General features: G+C 40.9%; 25 protein-coding genes. 3 read left to right on the plus strand and 22 right to left on the minus strand.

The features are described 5' to 3' along the window. Positions 1 to 284 precede the first annotated feature (284 nt). Positions 285 to 1,139: a hypothetical protein gene (locus WC310_04665; protein MFA5359078.1), complete on the plus strand. Its 855-nt coding sequence runs from the start codon at positions 285 to 287 to the stop codon at positions 1,137 to 1,139. A gap of 99 nt (positions 1,140 to 1,238) precedes the next feature. On the opposite strand, the gene WC310_04670 is transcribed toward WC310_04665, so the two are convergent. Both WC310_04670 and WC310_04675 read right to left on the minus strand, forming a co-directional pair. After that, positions 1,239 to 2,780, minus strand: a complete 1,542-nt coding sequence (locus WC310_04670; GenBank protein ID MFA5359079.1) for an MBL fold metallo-hydrolase — start codon at positions 2,778 to 2,780, stop codon at positions 1,239 to 1,241. A gap of 143 nt (positions 2,781 to 2,923) precedes the next feature. Further along, a complete protein-coding gene (locus WC310_04675; GenBank protein ID MFA5359080.1) occupies positions 2,924 to 3,463 on the minus strand; it encodes a hypothetical protein in 540 nt (179 codons plus the stop codon). Positions 3,464 to 3,672: 209 nt separating this feature from the next. Between WC310_04675 and WC310_04680 the strand changes: the two genes are divergently transcribed. After that, entirely contained in the window at positions 3,673 to 4,263 is a 591-nt protein-coding gene (locus tag WC310_04680) for a hypothetical protein (protein ID MFA5359081.1), read from the plus strand. 88 nt (positions 4,264 to 4,351) lie between these two features. Here the strand turns inward: WC310_04680 and WC310_04685 are convergent, their stop codons facing one another. The 19 genes from WC310_04685 to WC310_04775 all read right to left on the minus strand — a co-directional run bounded on the left by WC310_04685 (position 4,352) and on the right by WC310_04775 (position 17,182). After that, on the minus strand, positions 4,352 to 4,771 hold the full coding sequence (locus WC310_04685) for a carbonic anhydrase (protein ID MFA5359082.1): 420 nt from the start codon (positions 4,769 to 4,771) through the stop codon (positions 4,352 to 4,354). 51 nt (positions 4,772 to 4,822) lie between these two features. Then, complete coding sequence (locus tag WC310_04690; GenBank protein ID MFA5359083.1) at positions 4,823 to 5,263, minus strand: F0F1 ATP synthase subunit epsilon; 441 nt, start codon at positions 5,261 to 5,263, stop codon at positions 4,823 to 4,825. Between the two features lie 62 nt (positions 5,264 to 5,325). Next, on the minus strand, positions 5,326 to 6,693 hold the full coding sequence (gene atpD / locus WC310_04695) for a F0F1 ATP synthase subunit beta (GenBank protein ID MFA5359084.1): 1,368 nt from the start codon (positions 6,691 to 6,693) through the stop codon (positions 5,326 to 5,328). An 85-nt stretch (positions 6,694 to 6,778) separates the two neighbouring features. Further along, positions 6,779 to 7,696, minus strand: coding sequence for an ATP synthase F1 subunit gamma (gene atpG / locus WC310_04700; protein MFA5359085.1), 918 nt, complete (start codon positions 7,694 to 7,696; stop codon positions 6,779 to 6,781). A 59-nt stretch (positions 7,697 to 7,755) separates the two neighbouring features. Further along, positions 7,756 to 9,276 carry a F0F1 ATP synthase subunit alpha gene (atpA, locus tag WC310_04705; protein ID MFA5359086.1) on the minus strand — a complete coding sequence of 507 codons (1,521 nt, stop codon included), beginning with the start codon at positions 9,274 to 9,276 and terminating at the stop codon, positions 7,756 to 7,758. Between the two features lie 25 nt (positions 9,277 to 9,301). After that, positions 9,302 to 9,703 (minus strand): ATP synthase F1 subunit delta, encoded by a 402-nt coding sequence (atpH, locus tag WC310_04710; GenBank protein ID MFA5359087.1) that lies wholly within the window; start codon positions 9,701 to 9,703, stop codon positions 9,302 to 9,304. A 7-nt stretch (positions 9,704 to 9,710) separates the two neighbouring features. Continuing rightward, the gene (atpF, locus tag WC310_04715; protein ID MFA5359088.1) at positions 9,711 to 10,208 is read right to left on the minus strand and encodes a F0F1 ATP synthase subunit B; all 498 of its coding nucleotides are present in this window, start codon (positions 10,206 to 10,208) and stop codon (positions 9,711 to 9,713) included. 72 nt (positions 10,209 to 10,280) lie between these two features. Further along, entirely contained in the window at positions 10,281 to 10,493 is a 213-nt protein-coding gene (atpE, locus tag WC310_04720; protein MFA5359089.1) for an ATP synthase F0 subunit C, read from the minus strand. Positions 10,494 to 10,639: 146 nt separating this feature from the next. Further along, positions 10,640 to 11,512, minus strand: coding sequence for a F0F1 ATP synthase subunit A (atpB, locus tag WC310_04725; protein ID MFA5359090.1), 873 nt, complete (start codon positions 11,510 to 11,512; stop codon positions 10,640 to 10,642). After that, positions 11,502 to 11,780 carry an AtpZ/AtpI family protein gene (locus WC310_04730; GenBank protein ID MFA5359091.1) on the minus strand — a complete coding sequence of 93 codons (279 nt, stop codon included), beginning with the start codon at positions 11,778 to 11,780 and terminating at the stop codon, positions 11,502 to 11,504. The genes atpB and WC310_04730 overlap by 11 nt, the downstream gene beginning before the upstream one ends. A 306-nt stretch (positions 11,781 to 12,086) precedes the next feature. Next, entirely contained in the window at positions 12,087 to 12,215 is a 129-nt protein-coding gene (locus WC310_04735; GenBank protein MFA5359092.1) for a hypothetical protein, read from the minus strand. Positions 12,216 to 12,281: 66 nt separating this feature from the next. Then, on the minus strand, positions 12,282 to 13,148 hold the full coding sequence (locus WC310_04740) for a TatD family hydrolase (GenBank protein ID MFA5359093.1): 867 nt from the start codon (positions 13,146 to 13,148) through the stop codon (positions 12,282 to 12,284). 43 nt (positions 13,149 to 13,191) lie between these two features. Then, the gene (locus WC310_04745; protein MFA5359094.1) at positions 13,192 to 13,701 is read right to left on the minus strand and encodes a CvpA family protein; all 510 of its coding nucleotides are present in this window, start codon (positions 13,699 to 13,701) and stop codon (positions 13,192 to 13,194) included. Between the two features lie 31 nt (positions 13,702 to 13,732). Then, the gene (locus WC310_04750; GenBank protein MFA5359095.1) at positions 13,733 to 13,864 is read right to left on the minus strand and encodes a hypothetical protein; all 132 of its coding nucleotides are present in this window, start codon (positions 13,862 to 13,864) and stop codon (positions 13,733 to 13,735) included. 21 nt (positions 13,865 to 13,885) lie between these two features. Then, complete coding sequence (rsmI, locus tag WC310_04755) at positions 13,886 to 14,563, minus strand: 16S rRNA (cytidine(1402)-2'-O)-methyltransferase (GenBank protein ID MFA5359096.1); 678 nt, start codon at positions 14,561 to 14,563, stop codon at positions 13,886 to 13,888. 19 nt (positions 14,564 to 14,582) lie between these two features. Next, complete coding sequence (locus WC310_04760; GenBank protein MFA5359097.1) at positions 14,583 to 14,726, minus strand: desulfoferrodoxin FeS4 iron-binding domain-containing protein; 144 nt, start codon at positions 14,724 to 14,726, stop codon at positions 14,583 to 14,585. A gap of 11 nt (positions 14,727 to 14,737) precedes the next feature. After that, on the minus strand, positions 14,738 to 15,079 hold the full coding sequence (locus WC310_04765; GenBank protein MFA5359098.1) for a class II SORL domain-containing protein: 342 nt from the start codon (positions 15,077 to 15,079) through the stop codon (positions 14,738 to 14,740). A 71-nt stretch (positions 15,080 to 15,150) separates the two neighbouring features. Next, complete coding sequence (locus WC310_04770; protein ID MFA5359099.1) at positions 15,151 to 16,557, minus strand: L,D-transpeptidase family protein; 1,407 nt, start codon at positions 16,555 to 16,557, stop codon at positions 15,151 to 15,153. Between the two features lie 7 nt (positions 16,558 to 16,564). Then, a complete protein-coding gene (locus WC310_04775) occupies positions 16,565 to 17,182 on the minus strand; it encodes a hypothetical protein (GenBank protein ID MFA5359100.1) in 618 nt (205 codons plus the stop codon). 110 nt (positions 17,183 to 17,292) lie between these two features. Between WC310_04775 and WC310_04780 the strand changes: the two genes are divergently transcribed. Beyond that, positions 17,293 to 19,779, plus strand: coding sequence for a hypothetical protein (locus tag WC310_04780; GenBank protein MFA5359101.1), 2,487 nt, complete (start codon positions 17,293 to 17,295; stop codon positions 19,777 to 19,779). Positions 19,780 to 19,848: 69 nt separating this feature from the next. Here the strand turns inward: WC310_04780 and rplL are convergent, their stop codons facing one another. Continuing rightward, entirely contained in the window at positions 19,849 to 20,250 is a 402-nt protein-coding gene (rplL, locus tag WC310_04785) for a 50S ribosomal protein L7/L12 (protein ID MFA5359102.1), read from the minus strand. Positions 20,251 to 20,295 lie beyond the last annotated feature (45 nt).

The following is a 20,295-nucleotide window of genomic DNA, read 5'->3' on the forward strand; positions in this document are numbered from 1 at the left end:
GCGGCTAGCTTTTTTTAAATCGTCTTCGCTCGTGCCAAGACAAATTAGTGGGCCTAATTATTTATTATTTGCTAACCGCCAATCATCACCCGGTGATTCATACTTCTATTATACCGAACAAAAACCGAACGTCAAGAATACTTATCCACAACAAAAAATCACCCTTTATTTACTATTTCTTTTTACTATTGACAAAAATATTCTAAAATGCTATTATATAAAGATTTGAAAATTGACAACCAATATTTTTTTTCAGAACTTTCAGAACTAAGGAGGTAAAGAGAATGGTCGCGATCACAACAATCACCGCCACCCCGGGCACGATCACCGTGCCGGTCGCCAAAAAAACCAACGACATGATCGTTGTCGTCTTCCAAAAGGACGGCGACAACATCATGGGCAAAATCCAGAAAGACAAAAAAAGACGAAACAAAATCGTCTTCGTGAACGGCTATCACCGTCACGTCGAATCGATCAAAGCTGGCAAAAAAAACGTTTTGTGGACATCACCCCTGCCTGACGACGGCGAACGGTGGCTCGTGGACGTTGTCCACGACAACAAACCCAAAGACCCGGAGCGCGGCGCCCTATTCGTGCGGCTGCAAAAAAACCTGACCGCCGAAGAGAAGGCGGTCCAGCGCGCCGAGGAAATGCGCCTGGCGCCGATCGTGGCACTCGGGTTCAAAGTCGAGGAAGCGCAGGTGATCGAAAAAATCGCGGCGAAAATCCGCGAACGGAAACTGTTTTCGCAATTCCGCGACTTCGCCAGCGCAAAATCGCTCAACGTGGGCGTCAACCGTCTCAGCGCCGACGCGCACCGAATGTTCAAGGCGTTGGTTCTGGAGGCAAACAAAATCAGCGAGCGTCCGGAAATGTGGGGCATTACCCACAAAATGTTCGAAGCGGCGGTCATGTGGCTCGGTCTCGAGTCGACCGACGCCGCTTTCATCCCCCAGGGTAAGCGCTGGTACGTTTGCATCTGCGGCACGGCAACCCGTGCCCGCAAAGGCGCGAACGAAGTCCAGTGCGACGCCTGCGGTCGACGGGCGGTGCTCGACGAAGCCAAAGATGTCGAGCAAAAAAAGGTGGCTTTGGTCGAAATGGCCGCCGCCATGCAGCAAAAGTGGAACGGCAAATAGCGTCGCTGTCGACAAATTATTCATCAAGCGGATTCGAAAGGATCCGCTTTTCTTTTTGCATAAAAAAACCGGCGAGATAACTCCCGCCGGATTTGATTGTTATAAAATTTTGGTTATATCCTCCTTTTCTTCGGGAACGATAATTCGTCTGCCAATATCACGAAAACGACTTGATTGATCCGCGATAAGCAAACGACGCAAGGCTTGCGCGTTTTCCGCCTCGCCATGAAGCAGCATAACCCGGTTTTTTTCATCAATATGCTGCCGCAAAAAATCCACCATACCGGGTCCGTCTTCGTGAGCCGAGATGCCAAAAAGCGTCAATACATCGGCTCTGATAATTTTTGACTGACCGTAAATCCTTAACCGCGTTCCCTTTTGAGACATGGCGATTTTACGACCGCGAGATTCGCGAACGGAAAATCCGGTCAAAATCACCAAATTACGAGGATCGTCAATGCCATTCGCCAAATGATGAACAATTCGACCGGCATCACACATGCCGGACGCCGCCATGATAATAACCCGCTGCTTAGCGTTCAACTGCTGCGACTCGGTTTTATCCAGGGTCTGGGTAATGCCGCCGTTGGTCAAAAAATCCGGATACTGCAACTCCCGCAAATAACCGGCAAGTTGAGAGTAAACGTTGCTGACTTTAATTGCCAACGGACTGTCCAGATAAATAGGCATCTGCGGTATTACCCCTTCTTCACGCAGCGTATAGAGCATGTAAAGCAGCTCCTGAGTACGCTCCAGAGAAAAAGCGGCGATCAGCACCTTGCCGTCACGATCGTGTGTTTGACGAATTTTTTCGATCATTTCTTGTTTTGAGACTTCAAACGACAGGTGGCGGTCCGCTCCATAAGTCGACTCGGTAACCACCAGATCAGGAAATCTTTCGTCCGACGGCAAGCCCAAGAAATCTTGTCTCGGATAAAGAATCATGTTCTTTTTCCGTCCGACATCGCCAGTAAACAAGATTGAACGCTTACGACTTCCTTCGCGCCAACGGATAAGAAAAGCCACTGACCCAAGAATATGACCAGTAGGCAGAAGCTTCAACTCCATGTCGTCGGCCATGCCTTTTAACGGTTTCCACTCATTTGGCGGTCGATCAACCAGTCTCTCTGTCAGCCATTCCACGTCCTGTTCAGAATAAAGAGGATAAATGGCCTCCGACATGCCTCCGCCCTTGGAATTTTGACGATCGTGCCGCGGCTTGTCTTTTTTGCCTTTACCTCTTAGGTCTTGGTCTCCGGTCTGTCGGCGAGCCTGATCTAGTTTGCGCCGATGTTTTTCCAGCCACAACGCTTCTTGTTTGGCAATACGGGCTGAATCGATCAACATCAAGGGCAACAATTCCCGAGTCGGAGAAGAAACAATCACTTGACCATGAAATCCCCTCTTTCGCAGTAGCGGCAAAAGACCGCTGTGGTCGATGTGTGAATGGGTTACCAACACGTACCTCAAATTCACCTGCAAACGAGCCAGTTGATGAACCAAAGAACTGTTGTGGGTATATGCTTTAGCAACATTACCCTGTTGCGACCCCATATCAACCAGTATGCCGCTGCCAGCATGAACCAACAGCGTACAAGAACCAGTTACCTGACCAACCGCGCCTAGCGGGATAACATCCACGACTACCCCCTTCTACGCATTTATTTTCTGCGTCAGTTATTAGCACTTTATTTGTAAAAGGTCATTAAAGTACTTTAGATAATTTTTCATAAAAAAGCAACCGCAAAAAACGGCAGTTTTCCCCGTCAAAAAAATTACTGTTTTTACAATTTGTATATGATAATCGACACTCCATCCGGAGATTGACGATCAATACTGGTCGGCGTCCAGCCTGGAATAGCAAAGGCGTAAGAAATCACCCTGGTTCCGGGTTTTAATTCTTTTCGTAATTTTTCCGGGAGCTCATTATTTTCTAAATTAGTAGGAATTCCAAAAAAATACACTACTGTCGCTTCGGATAAATCCACGTGAAAAAAATTATCTCGCCGGAAAAACAAATTTTCGCTAGGGTGAAATATTTGCCTGATCCGACAAATCAAATACATAAATAAGGAAACTTCGATACCGACGGTTTTAATACCAAATCTCTTATTCACTTCAAAGACCAGTGCTCCAGCACCACAGCCAAGATCGTAAAAAACGTCACAATCTTTGAACTCCGCTAAAGCAAAAATCCGCTGCCAATCTTTTTTGTCAGTTGGTATCCAGGGTGAGAATCTTTTATAAGAAATCAAAAAAGTAATAATAAACGCCAAAACTATCAATACTATTATCAAATCGATTGTTTCAAAATTTATATTCATGCGCTTATTATATCTTGCGGGTAAATATCTGACAACTCAGCGCTTCTCATAAATCCGTGCTATTGACAATATTATCCCAAAATCATAAGGTATAGTATTCTCAGGCGTCAATCTTGGAGGTTTGCCAAGCGCAGGCTGACAAGATTAACGAGCGTTCATTGAAACCGCCAGCCTAACGGACTGGCACTATCACGAAAGGAGTGGCCAAGATGCCACAATTTCTTCTTCCGGAAACGGAAAAATTGTACGAAAAATTCTGCGGTCAAGGTAAAAAACTTGCAGAAAAAATTCAGCACCAACATGAAAAAAAGGCGCAGGAACTCCGCAAACAAGTAAAAACCTCTCGAGACGATCTGGCAGCAAAAATTTGCGATGCGAAAACCGAAGCAAAAAAAGAATTACTGCGTCGGCAAGAACAAAAAATCTTGGAATTGGAAAAAAAGGCAGCTGTCCTCTCTGACAAAGAATTTTGGTTCGCTGCCACTCAGTATATGTTGCCAGAAGAGTTCGACCTTGAAAACAGCACTGATTACAAACGATACCCCACGATCGCTGATTGGGCTGAAAGCAAAGCACGACGGGTCGAACAAAATAAAATCCTTACCAAAGGAAGTATTATCCAACAAACATTTGGTACCATGCCTCGCTATTTAATCGAATACCCCGGCGGGAAAGGCTTTTTCATCTGCGCGGTGCTCGACGAAATCGGTAAAAAAACCGAAGTCATTTGGATGACCGACTCGGTCAAACAGATGAATGACGATGAGTTACGCTTAGTAGACTTTTCTCTCAGCCAATAAACATTAACAAATCGGGCGCTAAATGCAGTGCCCGATTTTTTTATTGTAAAAAAATCGTCCTTATTTCTAAGGACGATTGTTAGAGATTTTAGGAAACTTCTTCGAAATCCCATCCACCGTCTTTCTGATAGATCCAGAGCATTTGGACGTCCATACCATGCCACTTGGCGCTAATCTTTTCTTTCAACTTGCGCATGTCATCAACCAGATACTTTTTGGCATCTTCGGTCGAAGCAAACGCCGCCGTCCCGCCATAAGCGCCACAGTCTTCGTGCTGAGTAAGAATCACTCGATTGCTACCGTGTAATTCGTGTGACAACTCGATCTGCCGAAAAAGAAAACCGGCTTCAACACTGTCGGGATCGGCGACAAAAGTTTTACAAGCGCCGGCGACAGACACTAAATCGATATCACCGACATAACTATGAATTACAAGCCATTTTTCGATTGCTTCGTGCAGCCGAAAATCCATGCATCGAACTAAAATATTCCTACAGTTGTGTGACATATTGATAAATTATTTTAGATTATTATAAATTAATGTCTTGGTCAACGCAGACTATTTATCTAACGGTTGGTTTGGTAAATTGCGGTATTTTTTCTTTTTGGCAACCTTAATCCGCACCAACTCTCTTTCGATTTGGGCGCTCAGCGCGGCAAACTCTTCGGAATCGAAACGTTTTTCGGAAAGCAACTTTTCCGCCCTGGCTTTCGCTTCTTCGGCTCGCTTCTCGTCTATTTCTTCGGCATATTCGGCGCTGTCAGCAAGGATAGTCACCTTATCTGGCAATACTTCAATAAAACCACCGGCGATGGCAAATATCGCTTCCTCACCGTCTTTGACAGTACGCAGTTCTCCCGGTAAAACAGCCGAAACCAAAGGAATGTGCCCTGGTAGTACCGTAATTTCCCCTTGCACGGTCGGAATAGTAACCTGGTCGACTTCTTGCGAGTAAACCTTGCGCTCCGGAGTGGTAATTTCGAATTTTATTTTTTTCATAATAAACAGTAGTTAGTCTTTAGTGGTTAGGCATATTTCTAACATCCTGACTTCCTAACCCCCTATTTCACTTCATCAATACTACCTTTCATGTAAAAAGACTGCTCTGGTTTGTCGTCGTGTTTACCGTCCAAAATTTCTTTAAAACCACGAATGGTTTCCTTTAACGTTACGTAACGACCTTCTGTGCCGGTAAAAGTCTCCGCCACAAAAAACGGCTGGGACAAAAATTTCTGGATTTTCCTAGCGCGAGAAACGGCGATTCTGTCCTCGTCAGAAAGTTCTTCCATACCTAAAATCGCGATAATATCCTGCAAATCTTTATAGCGCTGTAAGACTTTTTGCACCATACGAGCCACATTATAATGCTCTTGTCCGACAATCAGCGGATCGAGAATAGTGGAAGTGGAATCCAGAGGATCAACGGCAGGATAAATACCAAGCTCGGACAGCGAACGAGATAGCACCACGGTCGAATCCAAATGACCAAAAGTGGTAGCTGGCGCCGGATCAGTCAAATCGTCAGCTGGAACGTAAACCGCCTGCATAGAGGTAATCGATCCTTTAGGGGTAGAAGTGATTCTTTCCTGCAGTTCACCCATTTCAGTAGCTAGTGTCGGCTGATAACCGACAGCTGACGGAATACGACCAAGCAAAGCTGACACTTCTGAACCCGCTTGAGTAAAACGAAAAATATTATCTATAAACAACAAAACGTCTTGATTTTTTTCATCCCGGAAATATTCGGCTAATGTTAAACCAGATAAGGCGACTCGCAGACGACTTCCCGGCGGTTCGTTCATTTGACCAAAAACCAAGGCGGTTTTTTCCAACACGCCGGAAGCTTCCATGTCGCGATATAAATCGTTGCCTTCCCTGGAGCGTTCACCCACACCGGCAAAAACAGAGTAACCACCGTGCTCCTGGGCGATGTTACGAATCAATTCCTGAATCACCACGGTTTTACCTACGCCGGCGCCGCCAAACAAACCGACCTTGCCGCCTTTGACGATAGGACAAATCAAATCAATAACTTTAATACCGGTTTCTAATATTTCTACTTTTCCTGATTGCTCTTTAAACTCTGGAGCCGCGCGATGAATCGGATAATATTTTTTTACACTGACCGGTTCTTTATTGTCCAACGGTTCACCCAAAACATTAAACATCCTGCCAAGAACTTCGTCACCAACCGGCATAACTATCGGCTCGCCGGTATCGACTATTTCCTGATCTCGCTTTAAACCATCAGTCGTACCCATGGCAACGGTTCTCACCAAGCTACTGCCCAAATGCTGCTGAACCTCCAAAACCAAAGTTTGACCATTTGGCATTTTGGCTTTTAGAGCATTGTAAATCCCGGGCAATTTTTCAGTAAAAGCCACGTCCACGACCGCGCCGATAACTTGTTTAATTTTTCCCTTGTTCATAATAATAGTTATTAGTGGTTAGTGGTTAGTGGTTAGTAAAAAAATCTAACTACCAACTATCAAACACTAAATTATTAATTTGTAACTATTCCAACGCTGCCTTACCGCCGGCAATTTCGGCTATTTCCCTGGTAATTGCCGCCTGCCGCGCCTGGTTATATATCAACGTTAACTCATTAATCATGTCGCCGGCGGCGTCGCTAGCGTTACGCATCGCCAACATTCGAGCGCTGTGTTCAGAAGCATTGCTTTCCAGTAAAGCCTGATAAACCTGAACTTCCAGTAATCTGGGTAACAATTCCTGCAAAATAATTTTGGGATTTGGTTCAAATAAATACTCAAAATTTTGTTGCTCAACCGAACCGTCGACACTATCAACCGCTTTTTCGACTATGCCTAGCATTTGGTCGGGATCAGGAATTATCGGCAAAATCTGTTTGGTGCGCGCTATTTGTCGCAGTGAAGAAATATAGTCGGTATAAACCAAAACCACCTGATCATATTTACCGGACAAAAAATCTTTAACCAGCATTTTGGCAAGCGGTCTAATACTGAGAGAGTTTTCCACCACGTCGGCTTTTTCAAACTCAGCGACCAGATTATATCCCATTCGGGAAATGATTTTTGCCGACTTTCTACCCAGCACCAAAAAATCAGCAGCTAGTTCCGGGTTTTTTTCCTGAGCCCGTCGTAAATATTCTTTAGCCACCCTGACTACCTGTTGGTTAAAAGAACCGCACAATCCCCTGTTGGAACTGACTAAAACCAAAGCGATTTTTTTGACTTGTGCCCGACGGGTAAGCAACGGGTGCAGTCCGGATTTAGTTTTTCCGGCAACGCTTAAAACCAGCTGCCAAGCAAGCGTAGCGTAAGGACGAGTCGCCAAAACGCCGCCAACCGCTTTACGCATTTTGGAAGAAGACACCATTTCCATGGCTTTGGTAATTTTTTTAGTGTTTTTCACCGATTTGATCCGGCGAACTATATCCCTAGTACTAGGCATAAAATAGCTTTCGGCTTTCAACACGCGGCGATAGACCGCGGGCTGCAAGCTTAATGCGTCTATTTAATTATATAATCCAGTGTCTGCTTGTAATCGTTAACCAAATTTTTTATTCCATTTTCTATTTCTTCAGTCAAATCTTTTTTACTGACAATTTCTTGTAGCACCTTCTTACCGTTAATATCCAGATATTTATGAAAACCGGCCTCAAATTCCTGTACTTTCTCCACTGGCACATCATTGAGATATCCGTTGATACCGACATAAATAATAATTACCTGATGATCAATCGACATCGGTACATACTGACCTTGCTTAAGTATTTCTTGCATGCGCTGACCAAGACTTAACTGATTACGGGTAGTTTCGTCCAAATCAGAACCAAACTGGGCGAAAGCGGCGAGTTCGCGATATTGCGCCATGCTAAGTTTTAGCTTACCCGCTACTTTTTTCATCGCCTTTATCTGTGCAGCTGATCCGACGCGAGAAACGGAAATACCTGTATTAAGAGCCGGACGGACACCTTGATAAAACAAATCGCTCTCCAAAAAAATCTGTCCGTCGGTAATAGAAATAACATTAGTCGGAATATAAGCCGAAACGTCTCCGGCCTGAGTTTCGATAATCGGTAAAGCAGTCAACGAACCACCGCCATTTTCCTGGCTAAGTTTGGCGGCACGTTCCAATAAACGAGAATGTAGATAAAAAATATCTCCTGGATAAGCTTCTCGTCCTGGCGGACGGCGCAAGAGTAAAGATATTTCTCGATAAGCGACGGCGTGTTTAGATAAATCATCGTATACTACCAAAACATCTTTTCCTTGATCCATAAAATATTCACCCATAGCGCAACCAGCATAAGGAGCAATGTAAGAAAGCGAAGCCGGATCAGAAGCGCCGGCTACCACCACGATGGTATATTCCATGGCTCCGCGCTTTTCTAGTTCGGCAACGATACGAGCAATTTTTGATTCCTTTTGACCGATCGCCACATAAATGCAAATAACGTTTTGACCTTTTTGGTTGATAATCGTGTCGATGGCAATAGCGGTTTTACCGGTTTGACGATCGCCGATAATCAATTCACGCTGACCGCGACCAATGGGAATCATAGCATCAATCGCCTTAATACCGGTTTGTAGAGATTGGCGAACCGCTTCGCGGGTGATAACGCGAGGAGCAATTTTCTCTACCGGATAATAAGTAGCAGCTTTAATATCTCCTTTGCCGTCTAACGGCGCCCCGAGCGGATCGACTACCCTACCGATTAGCCCGTCTCCCACCGGAACTTCCAATATTCTGCCGGTAGTTTTTACCGTATCACCTTCTTTTATCCCCACATAATCGCCCAAAATCATTGCCCCAACAGATTCTTCTTCCAGATTTAGCGCCACGCCAAAAATTTTCCCGGGAAACTCCAACATTTCCGAAGACATGCATTCAGACAACCCGGCGATACGGGCGATGCCATCTCCGACTTCAACCACCGTACCGGTGTTTTCCAGCCTTACTCCGGTTTTAAAATCCTTAATCTGTTTTTTTAGACTTTCAATAATGTAATCTTTTGTAGTGCTAGACATAAAATAAATTTAAATATTATATTTTTTAAATAATGTTTTGCCGCAAATCGTCCAAACAGGTATTAATACTGGCATCTAAAATCTGGTCGCCGATTTTCAAGACCATACCGCCCAGCAGACCCTCGTCAACCACATTGTTAACATTTATCTTGACAGCCCGATTAATTTTTTTTATCTTCTCTACCAAACTTTTCTTTGCCGCTTGGTCTAACGGTCGCGCCGAGTAAACAACAACATCGATCACTCCAGTTTGCTGCTTGTCATACTCGGTAAACTCCTCGATTATCCGATCTGCTAGTTTTAAACTTTTATTTTTAAAAAGCATTCCAACCAAATTTTCAGCTGCTTGGTCAACCTGGGTCTTACTCATATCTGCGGTTGCTTGATAAAAAGCGGCGGCGTATTTTTTAGCAGAAAGCTTTTTCATAAATTAATTATTTTATCTTCTCTATTGCATCTTCTATTACTTTTTTGTCGATATCTTTGGTCAAAGCGCTGCCAAGAACCTTTTTTGTGACAGCCACTACCAAATCTGCGACTTCTGTTTTAGCCGCAGACACCATCTTGTCTTTTTCCGCCGCCAGCTGTTCTTTGCCCTGGTTTACCAATTTGGCGACATCTTCCTTGGTTTTATTTATTGTTTCTTTACGATTTTCCTCAGCCTGTACCTGGGTTTGAGCTAAAATCTCCAAAGACTCTCTTTTAATTTCAGCAATTTTCTCTTCTCTTTCCTTTTTACTACTCTTGACACGCTCTTCGATTTCTTGGGCGTCGCGCAAACTTTTTTCTATTTTTGCCGAACGCTCATTCATAGTCTTGAGTAAAGGTTTGAGCGCAAAAAACCACAAAACCAAAAGAACAATAACAAAATTTACCAGCTGAGCGATAACCAATTTTACGTCAAGATGAAACGTTTCAATTAATGATTCCATATTGGGTAGCTAATATTTTTTAACCCCGAAGGACTAGTCTAAAACGACTGATCCTCCGTTCGTCAAAAAGTATTATTTGATACCAAAAGCGATAACCAAGGCGTAAATAGCAACCGCTTCGGCAAACGCCATGGCAAGCAGCATCGGGACAAGAATCTTGCCGGCGGCTTCAGGATTACGACCGATTGATTCCATGGCCTTAGCACCGATTTTACCAATACCAAGCGCTGGTCCGATAGAACCAATGCCGATTGCCAAGGCTTTCGCAAGCATTGTTAAATCCATATTTTTTTTAATATATTGACCATCAATTTAGACTGTTTTTTTGTTTATAGTCCCCTGATGATCATTTAATTATTTCCTAATTAATAATGACTAACAGACAGTAGTTAGTGGTTAAAAAAATCTAACAACTAAACACTGGCAACTAGTTAATGTTCTTCTGCCGTACTGGCAATAGTCAAATAAACTAAAGTCAAGACTGCAAAAATTAAAGCCTGAATAATACCGACGATTATCTCTAAAAACATAAAAGGAATCGGCAGAATAAAGGCAAATAAAGCCGCCATGGAACTAAGCAGTACTTCTCCGGCAAAAATATTACCGAATAACCGGAAGGATAAAGAGGCGACTTTGGCAACTTCACCGATAACCTCAACTATGCCGACAAAAGCCTTGATCGGGTTTACTAGTACAATCGCCGGATCACGCAAAACTTTTTTCGGAATTTCGGCTAAAGCTTTAAGATTGATAAATTTATTAAAATGTTTCCAAAAACCAATCATCAATACCCCGGCAATATGCGAACCGACAACGGCGAACAATGAAAGCGCTAACGTAGTGTTCAAATCAGCCGTACCGCCGCGAAATAATGGAATAAATACTTTATGACCTTCTGCAACTTCATTAAAACCGATCGAACCGACTCCCGGCAACAATCCCAGCCAATTGTTTAAAAGAACAAACAAAAAAAGAGCGAAGGCAATGGGAAAAAATTTCAGCGACTTTGCCCTGCTGCCGGTAACGGTATCGCAAAGATTCAGCGCCCCGTCAACAACCATTTCGAAAATATTTTGAATACCTTTTGGTGTTTCTTTCAATCGCAAACGCACGGCCAATGACAATACAACAACTAATATAACGACCACCCAAGTATTAATCAACGAATTGGTAACGCCAAAGCTACCCACATGAAATATCGGTTCAGCAAAAAGAGTCGGCTCATGACCGATTTCGGTCTGTACTTCACTATGAACGCCAGAAATTTGCGTTTCTATATTGTTGTCGCCAGCTTCACTTGTCATCTTTTTTTTCTTTTTTATTAAACTCTTCCATTTGTTTTATTGCCGCTCCAGCTTCGCGAACTATACCAAAGGTCGAAATAACAAAAGCAACCCCAACCGCCGCCAGATAGAGCCAAGGATCGGTACCGTATTTTTTATCAAGCCATTGCCCGATAAATATGGCGCCGATAACCGGAAAGGCTATCCAACCGCTAAGTTGAAAAAAAAGTATCAACGCGGGACGCCACCACAAATCATTTGAATCCCCGGTTTTTTTATCTTTGGTCATATTTTTCAAAAGCAGCTACGAAAAAACAACAATATTATAAAGCACTTTTTATTTTTGGTCAACAAAAAAATTTTTAGCTTTTAACACCCCCCCCCTCTTCCACTATTGACTTACTTGAAAAAATATGGTAAAAATACAAAAACATAAAACAACTACAAAAACACGCTTTTTAAAAAATTAAAAAGGAGAACTATTGAACGCTTTACTTAACTATTCAGTAATTTTGGCATTTGTCTTCTTGTCAGCCGGCATGATCATCCAGATCAAGAAAACCTTAAAAAGAAAAACCGCTAAGGATATCTCCTTTTACGAGGTGCTGGCAAGACTGCTTGCGACAATGATTTTCAGCGCCAAATATCTCATGGTTTCAGACAAAGCGCTGATCATCGGCAGTTCGATTTTCAACATCACCTTTCTTGTATATTTTATAATCATCTGCGTAGTGATGGTACAAGAAAAAAAACCAGCTTTTATAGCCGGTTTTTTATTTTACTTTTTTATTTAAATCCCAAAAAGCTTTTTTGCATTGGCTGTTGTGGTTCTCGCCACTTCTTCAAAACTCACCGCCCTAACCTCGGCAATTTTTTTTGCAACAAACTCGACATAAATCGGTTCGTTACGTTCTCCTCGATGCGGTTCGGGTGCCAAAAAAGGCGCATCGGTTTCCACTAATATTTTTTCCAGCGGTATAATTTTTGCTATCTCCCGCAATTCCAATGATTTTTTAAAAGTAATAATACCGGTAAAACCAATATAAAAACCAAAATCAATAAACCCTTTTGCTTGGACCAGATTGCCTCCAAAACAATGCACTACCCCTTTTAATTTTTTATTTTTTACTTTTAATCTTAAAATTTCTAACAAATCGTCATACGCCCCGTAAACGTCTTTCTTTGTTCCCCGACAATGCAAAACCAAGGGCAGATTGAGTTCATCTGCCAAATCAATAAATTTGTTTAAAGTTTCCACTTGAATTTTTTTTATCTTATCAGGATCATCTTTCATTTCGTCAAAGTAATAATAGTCTAACCCCACTTCTCCTAACGCAACCACCTTATCTGATGATTTCGCCAACTTCCTGTACGTGTCATAATCAAAAACTTCCTGACGAGTAACAAATTTATATTCCTTGCCATCAAATTTTGCCGATTCGGTAATATCCTGCGTCAGATGAATCGGATGCAAGCCGACCACCGCATAAACACCTTTTTGATAATTTTGCGCAATTTTTATAGTGCGCCGCGAGGTTGAAAGCTGCGAACCGATATTAACGAGCCAAGTATTATTAGCCAAAGAACGCCGAATAACATCTTCGGCGTCTTTACTATAAGCGTTAAAATTTACATGACAATGGGAATCAACCAACATAAGCAGCGGAGACAGGTATTTAATGCATTATTACCAAAAAATTTTAAATTACGCTCTTTAACTGCCGTAACAATTCCGGCAAAAGCGGCGCCAAAAATTTAGCCATAGTAACAAACCAAGGAGTAATACTGGAATTTTGCAACTGTAATGTCAACCATTCATTTATCGGATATCGGGCAATAAAAAATAAAACTAATCCCAAAGTAAAAGCACCTTCTAAAAAACCAAGTAACCCGCCGGCAAGACGATTGATACCGCTTAAAAAAGGAATAAAAGTGACAAATTCAAACATGCGATCAAAAAAGTAAAATACTAACCCGACTAAACGATTGACAAAAATCAAAATAATTACAAAAGATATCACTTTTCCCAAATCACCGTCACCCCAAATAAAAGAGCCCCAGCTGGCTAATCCCAGATAATAATGACCGGCAATAAAAGCGCCGGCGGCTATGCCGACTAAAGACCCCAAAGCATGAATAAAACCAAACCATAAACCAAAAAGCACGAAACCGCCAAGAAGAATCAATAAAACGAGATCAAAAATTGCCATAAGCAACTTTTTATTAATTATTTTTATTTATTCAAACTGTATAAAAAATAATAATAACGATGATGCAAACCACTGCCAGAATCCCCCAATACAAAACCGGTCGTTCTTTTTTTTGTTTCTGACGTTCCTCAATATTATATTTTTGAGCAATATTTTGATCCATAATAATTTAAAAAATTACGTCCTATTTTTTACCCTCAATAATAACCGCGAATTCTCCTTTTACTATACCATTTTTCAGCTCTAGTTCAAGCTCCTGCGCCGTTCCGCGGTAAATCGTTTCAAATTTTTTGGTCAACTCACGACCGATAACCACTTGCCTGTCAGCGACACCGAAAACAATCAATTCTCCAATCAACTTAATTATGCGATGACAGGATTCATAAAGAATAATAGTCCTACTACTGGCGATAATTTCCTTTAAAAGAGTCTGCCTGCCTTTTTTGTGCGGCAAAAAACCAAGAAACAAAAACTGGTCGCATGAAAATCCCGCCACTGAAGCCAGAACTGCCAACGCCGTCGGACCGGGAATCGGTACGATTTGTACCTGTGAACCAAAACGTTCGATCGCTTTTTTGACTAAATAATTTCCCGGATCAGATATTCCCGGCGTACCAGCATCAGAAACTAAAGCAATATTGCTGCCTTCGCGCAGTTTATTTAAGATAAAATCTATTTTTTCTATCTTACTATGCTGATGATAACTTAATGTTGGTTTTTCCAGATGATAATGTTCCAAAAGTTTTTTGGTTTGTCGAGTGTCTTCGCACAAAATCAAATCAACCCCTTTCAAAATATCCAATGTCCGCAGGGTAATGTCCGCTAGATTGCCGATAGGGGTGGCGACAATATATAAAAACATAAAAAAATAATTATTTTCTCTACACTGCTTTTTCCGCAGCTGCCCCTACTAACTCCATGTTTTGTCCGCAGCAAACTAATATCCCGCCGCCGGCCTTAGTCACTTCGACCTCATTACCACAAATGGCGCAATAATATTTTTCGCCGATTTTTTTAACAGCCATATTATTTTTTATTATTTGGTTAAGACAATTTTTATCTTATTTTCCCAGATACCATGAATATTGCATTCTTCTAAAAATCGCAAATCCGTATCCTGGTCAAATTTCAAAGTAAACTCCGTTTCTGGTGGCGTATTAGGTTCCAGTTTATTTTTTGCAATCAAAATATCGCCATTATAAACGGCCACCCACATAATATAATGTTCCGGCATCATCGGATGAACAATCTCCCCTATTTTTACTTTAAGCTTAAATTCCTTGCCAGCTTTTATTTTTTTAGGCAACTCTACAAAAGGAATATGCTTTTTTTCAAAATCATTTAGATAATTGAGGTCTTTTGGTTGTTTTATTTCCATAAATTTAGTAGCCTTATGAATTAATTTGCTACAAAAATTATACCAAAATTAGCCCAAAAAATCAAATGCCTCTAATTTTTTAGAATCTCAACCGGCATACCTAGAACCGACCAATTATAAATCCATTTAGCGTCAGGGGTATACATATTAACGCAACCATGACTCATCGGATGACCAAAATTAGAATGCCAGTAGGTACCATGAATAGTATACGGACCCTTAAAAGACAAAACCCACGGCACACCAGGCAAGTCGTACCCTGGTCCAAACATATGAACGGTCGGTCTTTTACGCCAAATGCTGAAATTACCGAGAGGAGTTTTGAGGTATTTCGTACCAGAAGAAATTAAAAAGCTTCGCACTAAAAATCCGCTGTCGTAAGCATACAATGTTTGTTTACTGCCCGTATCAACTAAAATTAATTTCCCAGTCACGTTAATGTCTGGCAATTTGTCCGGCGCCACTACTATTTCCAGCGATTTGTCATCATCAAACTGACCAATCGCCAACTGGACACCAGTTGTTAAGTCTTGATCAAAGGCAAAAAATTTTTTTTCTTCTCTGCCAAACGAATCGAAAATCTTGACCGAAGGAGAACCGGTGTATCCAGCACCAACTATGATTTCTTTTTTCCCGTCGCCGTTTGTATCACCACTGGCGATATTAACCCCTCCCTTAAAATCATCACCAAAAACTTTCCAGGAATTAATCTTTGAGCCATCGATACGTCGCAAATCAATTACTGGCAAAGAATTATACCGTCCGGCGCTGACCATTTCCGTTTTTTTATCCCCACCAAAATCTTCCAGAACCATCGACAGACCCAAACTGTCAATATAATCATTACTTTTAAAACCGAGCTTCAAATCATTACCGTTTTTATCAAAAATTTTTACCTCTGACTTTGCAACATTATATACTCTGGCAACCGCTATTTCTTCTTGATCGTCTCCGTTGATATCACCAGCGGCAATATTTATACCCTGGGTGTAGTCTTTGGCAAAAGCCATCCAACCGATATTAATCTTAGGCGTTCCCGTTCCGTCAAAAATTCTAACGTGCGGACCGCCGCCTTTACCCGGAGCGGTGACGATCTCGTCTTTTTTGTCATTGTCCAGGTCGGTTCCCACAACTTGAATACCGCCGGTAAAATTTTTATCGTAAGCTAAAAAATCTCTTAAATACGACCCGTCACTGTCAAAAATCTTAACCATTGGTTCACCGCCAAAACCCATGCCAACAACTATTTCACTCCTACCGTCACCGTCAATATCTGCCGCAGCAAGACTGAAATTTTTTACCACCGTATCAAAAGGAAAAAATTCTTTTTCTATTTTTAGCGTCTCGCTATCGTAAATCCTGATTAAAGGTTTTGCCGCGACTAAATCTTGGCTATAAACCGCAAAATAAGGCCAGCAAAAAAAACTGGTCAAAATAACCAAAAACGAGCCTATTTTACTGCTCTTTTTTAAATTCACAAAACGATTAATTTATCTCGTCGATCACTACTATTTTTTTGTTCTCCAAAATGCTGTACAAAAATCTATCGGTTATATCTCGACGATATTTATATTCAGTCACCGGCATAAGAGTAAAATTTATTTCATAATTCAAATCTTTTTCAAATTTTCTTATCAAACGACTCAGTTTGTCACGATTGATACTGCCGACAATAAACAAATCCGTTGGCGCGCCGACAAAACCAACGAAGATACCGGTGAGTGCCATATATTTTACCGATCCTATTTTACCGATTTTTTTGACTAAATCGTTTTCGATTAATACCTGAGCTTTTAATATTAAAGCTTTTAATTCTGCAAATAAAACATGGTCCACGTTAATCTGATAATATTTTTTTTCTTGCTTATTATATTTATTTTTTTTTCCGTTTCTTGCGCCCGCTTTTTCACCTACTTTTTCATCGCGCTTAAAAGTTTTTACTAGCCCCAAATCTTCAAGATTTTGCAGTTCTCTCCTTACAGCGTTAATCTGCAAATGCGTTAGTCGGGTTAACTCTCTGACATAATAGGAGTTTTCCGAATGGTTTAAAAAAATCCGTAAAAGTTTTACTCTAGTTTTTGAACCAAATAGGTGTTCAAGCATAAAATTGAGTAACAACTGACGGTAAAAAGCCGCCAATAAATTACTATTTAATATTTCTCTTGTTTATAGTATAATATAAACCATAAAAATCCACAACGACAAAACAATATATGATCCCCAGGTTTAGCCAATTATTTATCTATTCGCCTGATAAAAGCAGCTCGCTGTGTAAAATTTTTATTACCACACCAAGCCTGGATAAAGAACAGTCCTTAGGACGACTTTTTGGTATTATCGAAATAGAATCAAACGATCGTGGACTTTGGGACACCATAGAAAATCTAGCGACGCTTCTGGAAAAAAGCTATTATGGTGAAGATAATATTTTGATTGACGTCGGCCGACCAACTAAAGAAATATCAGTCGAAGAAACATTTGAAAAAACAATTCAAACTTTTAATGACAAATTAATAGAGCTGATCAAAGGTGGTAAGTTGGCAAAACTTTTAGAAAAAATGAATATTACCGTTGGGGTTTTAAAAAATAAAAAACTTTATTTTGCCGCCGTGGGTAATACTAGCGCCTTTTTGCTTCATCAACTCAAAAGCCAAGAATACCGCATGATTGATGTTCTGGACAGCACTGGCGGCAGGGAAGAAAAAATCAATCCTTTCAAAATACTCTCCAACGTAGTTAACGGGGAAATCGACAAAAATGACTCCATGATTTTTTGTACCAATACCCTGTTAGACTATCTATCGCTTGATAAAATCAAACAGACTTTAACCACCCTAGATCCGGCGGCAGCCAGTAGACATCTTAAAGATTTGCTTTTGGAAGCTAGTATTAACACCGTATTTGCCAGTATTATACTAAAACTAATACCGGACGAAGAAGAAATAAAAAGTCAAAAAGAAATCCGTTTACCCCAAAGATCTCTCAATACCTTGATTTCAACGGAAAAAACCACCGAACAATATCTTTCTCCCCCATTCAAGTTCAACCTGATCAAATATTCAACTATTATTTTACGCAGCGCAAAAAATACCATGGCAGCAGCTTTTAGCTATTCCGTACAGAAAGCGAAATCCGCTCAAGAAAAAAGACAGCAAAAATCCAAAGAAACCCAAATTATTGATGTTAATAACGAAATAGAAATAACCGACACAACACCGATTGCAGTTGATGAAGAATCCTCAATTGACGCGAAATTTATCATGCCAATACAGGAATACGCGATACCAACGACAGAAACCGTAGAAACACCACTATCAGCACAAATAAAATCGAAAGGTCAGCCAAAATCAATAATAACTCCACAAAATCAAACCAGCGTAAAAATTGCAACCAATCTTTGGATGGTTATAAAAAAAGCAGCTGTTTACGTCATACATACAACAAAAAAAACCGCCATTTGGTTGGGACGCACTGGTAAGTCTTTATATTATATTATTACCAATAAAGACCAACAACGACGAAAGGAGCGACAAAAACTATACTCTCTTTTTATTAGTTGGCTTGCTAGTTACGTCCGACGATTCAGAGCGCTACCGCCGTTAAGCAGAAAACTGCTTATTTTTTCCGCCGTTCTTTTTGTTCTCTTCGTTTTTAGTATCGCCCAAACCAGTTACAATAAAACAGCGGCAAAACAAAGAGCTGTTTTTGACAATTCCGTATCTCAGATTGAAGCGTTAAATGACAAAATTCAAGGAGCATTAATCTATAACGATGAAACACAGGCTCAAGATCTTTACAAACAGGTTCAAGATATTTACTCTCAACTAAAAATCAACGGTAAAGACGAGGTCAAAACCGCCGGAGAGATTAAACAAAAAATGGACGAAGTGTCAGCCAGACTTCAGCACGTAGCAAAAATTAAAGCGCAAAAAATAGCGACGCTGGAAATCCCGGAATCACCGGCAAACATAGCGGCTATGAACATCGTTGGCACAAAAATATTTTTACTAAATAGTAATAATAACTCTCTTTACTATCTAGACACTGCTGGTTCGGAAATAAAACCTTTGAATCTCAGCTCAAACGATCCCCAGATAAAGTTTGGTCTACTTTATAATAATGATATTATTTATTATCACGGTGGCAACGGTCTGATACGCTTTACTACCAAGGAAAGCAAGTTAGAAAATGTTAATATTAATCTAAACGGCCAAGAAAATAAAGTCACGGATATCGAGTCTTATAATAATCGCCTTTACGTTATTAGCGCTGCCAACAATCAAATTTATCGCTATACGGGTAATCCCGAGGGTTTTGGCGAGCCCAGCAACTGGGTTAAAGACTCCAACCGAGATTTGAATACTGCCGTATCTATGACTGTAGACGGTGATGTTTATATTCTGCAAAAAGACGGCAATATTCAAAAATTTACTTCTGGACGTAAACAAAATTTCAGTTTATCAATGATCGAGCCAAAATTAAACGAACCACAAAAAATCTGGACCGATTCGAAATCAGACAATCTCTATATTTTAGATAAATCGGGTCGAATAGTAGTTGCCGATAAATCCAATGGCAAAATAACAACGCAATATGTAGTAGAAGAATTAACTGGTTTGACAAATTTTATCGTGGCAGAAAAAGATAAAAAGATATACCTTCTAACCGACACTTCCAGTATCTACCTGCTCAATCTCTAGAATATTTAGACACTAAAAAATCCAGCTGCGAAACTATGCGGCTGGATTTTATATTTTTAGAAGTTGCTTTTACTTCAAAGTAACTTTAGCACCAGCTTCTTCCAGTTTGGCTTTAATTTTTGCAGCGTCTTCTTTGGAAGCACCTTCTTTTACCATCTTTGGAGCACCGTCAACTAAGTCTTTAGCGTCTTTCAAACCAAGATCAGTAACTTCGCGCACCGCCTTAATAACACCAATCTTGTTAGCACCAGCGTCGGTCAATTCAACGTCAAAACTGGTTTTTTCCTCAGCTGGAGCGGCAGCAGGACCGGCAGCGGCCATCATGACCGGAGCGGCAGCAGCAGAAACACCAAATTTTTCTTCTAAAACCTTGACTAATTCCGCTAAATCAAGAACCGATAGCTTCTCGATTTGTTCGACCAGAGTTTTAAATTTTTCTGGCACTTCGACGACTTTTTTTTCTTCTGACATAAATTTAATTCATTTATTCCGCACGAGGCGAAAATTATTTTATTT

This window comes from Patescibacteria group bacterium (assembly GCA_041653535.1).
Taxonomy (GTDB): Bacteria; Patescibacteriota; Patescibacteriia; order JACRDY01; family JACRDY01; genus JBAZFH01.

What these genes read in the sequence shown, in the direction of transcription:
- WC310_04665 (MFA5359078.1), top strand. Translation starts at nt 285, where the DNA reads ATGGTCGCGATCACAACAATCACCGCCACCCCGGGCACGATCACCGTG.
- WC310_04675 (MFA5359080.1), bottom strand. Translation starts at nt 3,463, where the DNA reads ATGAATATAAATTTTGAAACAATCGATTTGATAATAGTATTGATAGTT.
- WC310_04680 (MFA5359081.1), top strand. Translation starts at nt 3,673, where the DNA reads ATGCCACAATTTCTTCTTCCGGAAACGGAAAAATTGTACGAAAAATTC.
- WC310_04685 (MFA5359082.1), bottom strand. Translation starts at nt 4,771, where the DNA reads ATGTCACACAACTGTAGGAATATTTTAGTTCGATGCATGGATTTTCGG.
- WC310_04690 (MFA5359083.1), bottom strand. Translation starts at nt 5,263, where the DNA reads ATGAAAAAAATAAAATTCGAAATTACCACTCCGGAGCGCAAGGTTTAC.
- atpD (MFA5359084.1), bottom strand. Translation starts at nt 6,693, where the DNA reads ATGAACAAGGGAAAAATTAAACAAGTTATCGGCGCGGTCGTGGACGTG.
- atpG (MFA5359085.1), bottom strand. Translation starts at nt 7,696, where the DNA reads ATGCCTAGTACTAGGGATATAGTTCGCCGGATCAAATCGGTGAAAAAC.
- atpA (MFA5359086.1), bottom strand. Translation starts at nt 9,276, where the DNA reads ATGTCTAGCACTACAAAAGATTACATTATTGAAAGTCTAAAAAAACAG.
- atpH (MFA5359087.1), bottom strand. Translation starts at nt 9,703, where the DNA reads ATGAAAAAGCTTTCTGCTAAAAAATACGCCGCCGCTTTTTATCAAGCA.
- atpF (MFA5359088.1), bottom strand. Translation starts at nt 10,208, where the DNA reads ATGGAATCATTAATTGAAACGTTTCATCTTGACGTAAAATTGGTTATC.
- atpE (MFA5359089.1), bottom strand. Translation starts at nt 10,493, where the DNA reads ATGGATTTAACAATGCTTGCGAAAGCCTTGGCAATCGGCATTGGTTCT.
- atpB (MFA5359090.1), bottom strand. Translation starts at nt 11,512, where the DNA reads ATGACAAGTGAAGCTGGCGACAACAATATAGAAACGCAAATTTCTGGC.
- WC310_04730 (MFA5359091.1), bottom strand. Translation starts at nt 11,780, where the DNA reads ATGACCAAAGATAAAAAAACCGGGGATTCAAATGATTTGTGGTGGCGT.
- WC310_04735 (MFA5359092.1), bottom strand. Translation starts at nt 12,215, where the DNA reads ATGATTATAAAATATACAAGAAAGGTGATGTTGAAAATCGAACTGCCG.
- WC310_04740 (MFA5359093.1), bottom strand. Translation starts at nt 13,148, where the DNA reads ATGTTGGTTGATTCCCATTGTCATGTAAATTTTAACGCTTATAGTAAA.
- WC310_04745 (MFA5359094.1), bottom strand. Translation starts at nt 13,701, where the DNA reads ATGGCAATTTTTGATCTCGTTTTATTGATTCTTCTTGGCGGTTTCGTG.
- WC310_04750 (MFA5359095.1), bottom strand. Translation starts at nt 13,864, where the DNA reads ATGGATCAAAATATTGCTCAAAAATATAATATTGAGGAACGTCAGAAA.
- rsmI (MFA5359096.1), bottom strand. Translation starts at nt 14,563, where the DNA reads ATGTTTTTATATATTGTCGCCACCCCTATCGGCAATCTAGCGGACATT.
- WC310_04760 (MFA5359097.1), bottom strand. Translation starts at nt 14,726, where the DNA reads ATGGCTGTTAAAAAAATCGGCGAAAAATATTATTGCGCCATTTGTGGT.
- WC310_04765 (MFA5359098.1), bottom strand. Translation starts at nt 15,079, where the DNA reads ATGGAAATAAAACAACCAAAAGACCTCAATTATCTAAATGATTTTGAA.
- WC310_04775 (MFA5359100.1), bottom strand. Translation starts at nt 17,182, where the DNA reads ATGCTTGAACACCTATTTGGTTCAAAAACTAGAGTAAAACTTTTACGG.
- WC310_04780 (MFA5359101.1), top strand. Translation starts at nt 17,293, where the DNA reads ATGATCCCCAGGTTTAGCCAATTATTTATCTATTCGCCTGATAAAAGC.
- rplL (MFA5359102.1), bottom strand. Translation starts at nt 20,250, where the DNA reads ATGTCAGAAGAAAAAAAAGTCGTCGAAGTGCCAGAAAAATTTAAAACT.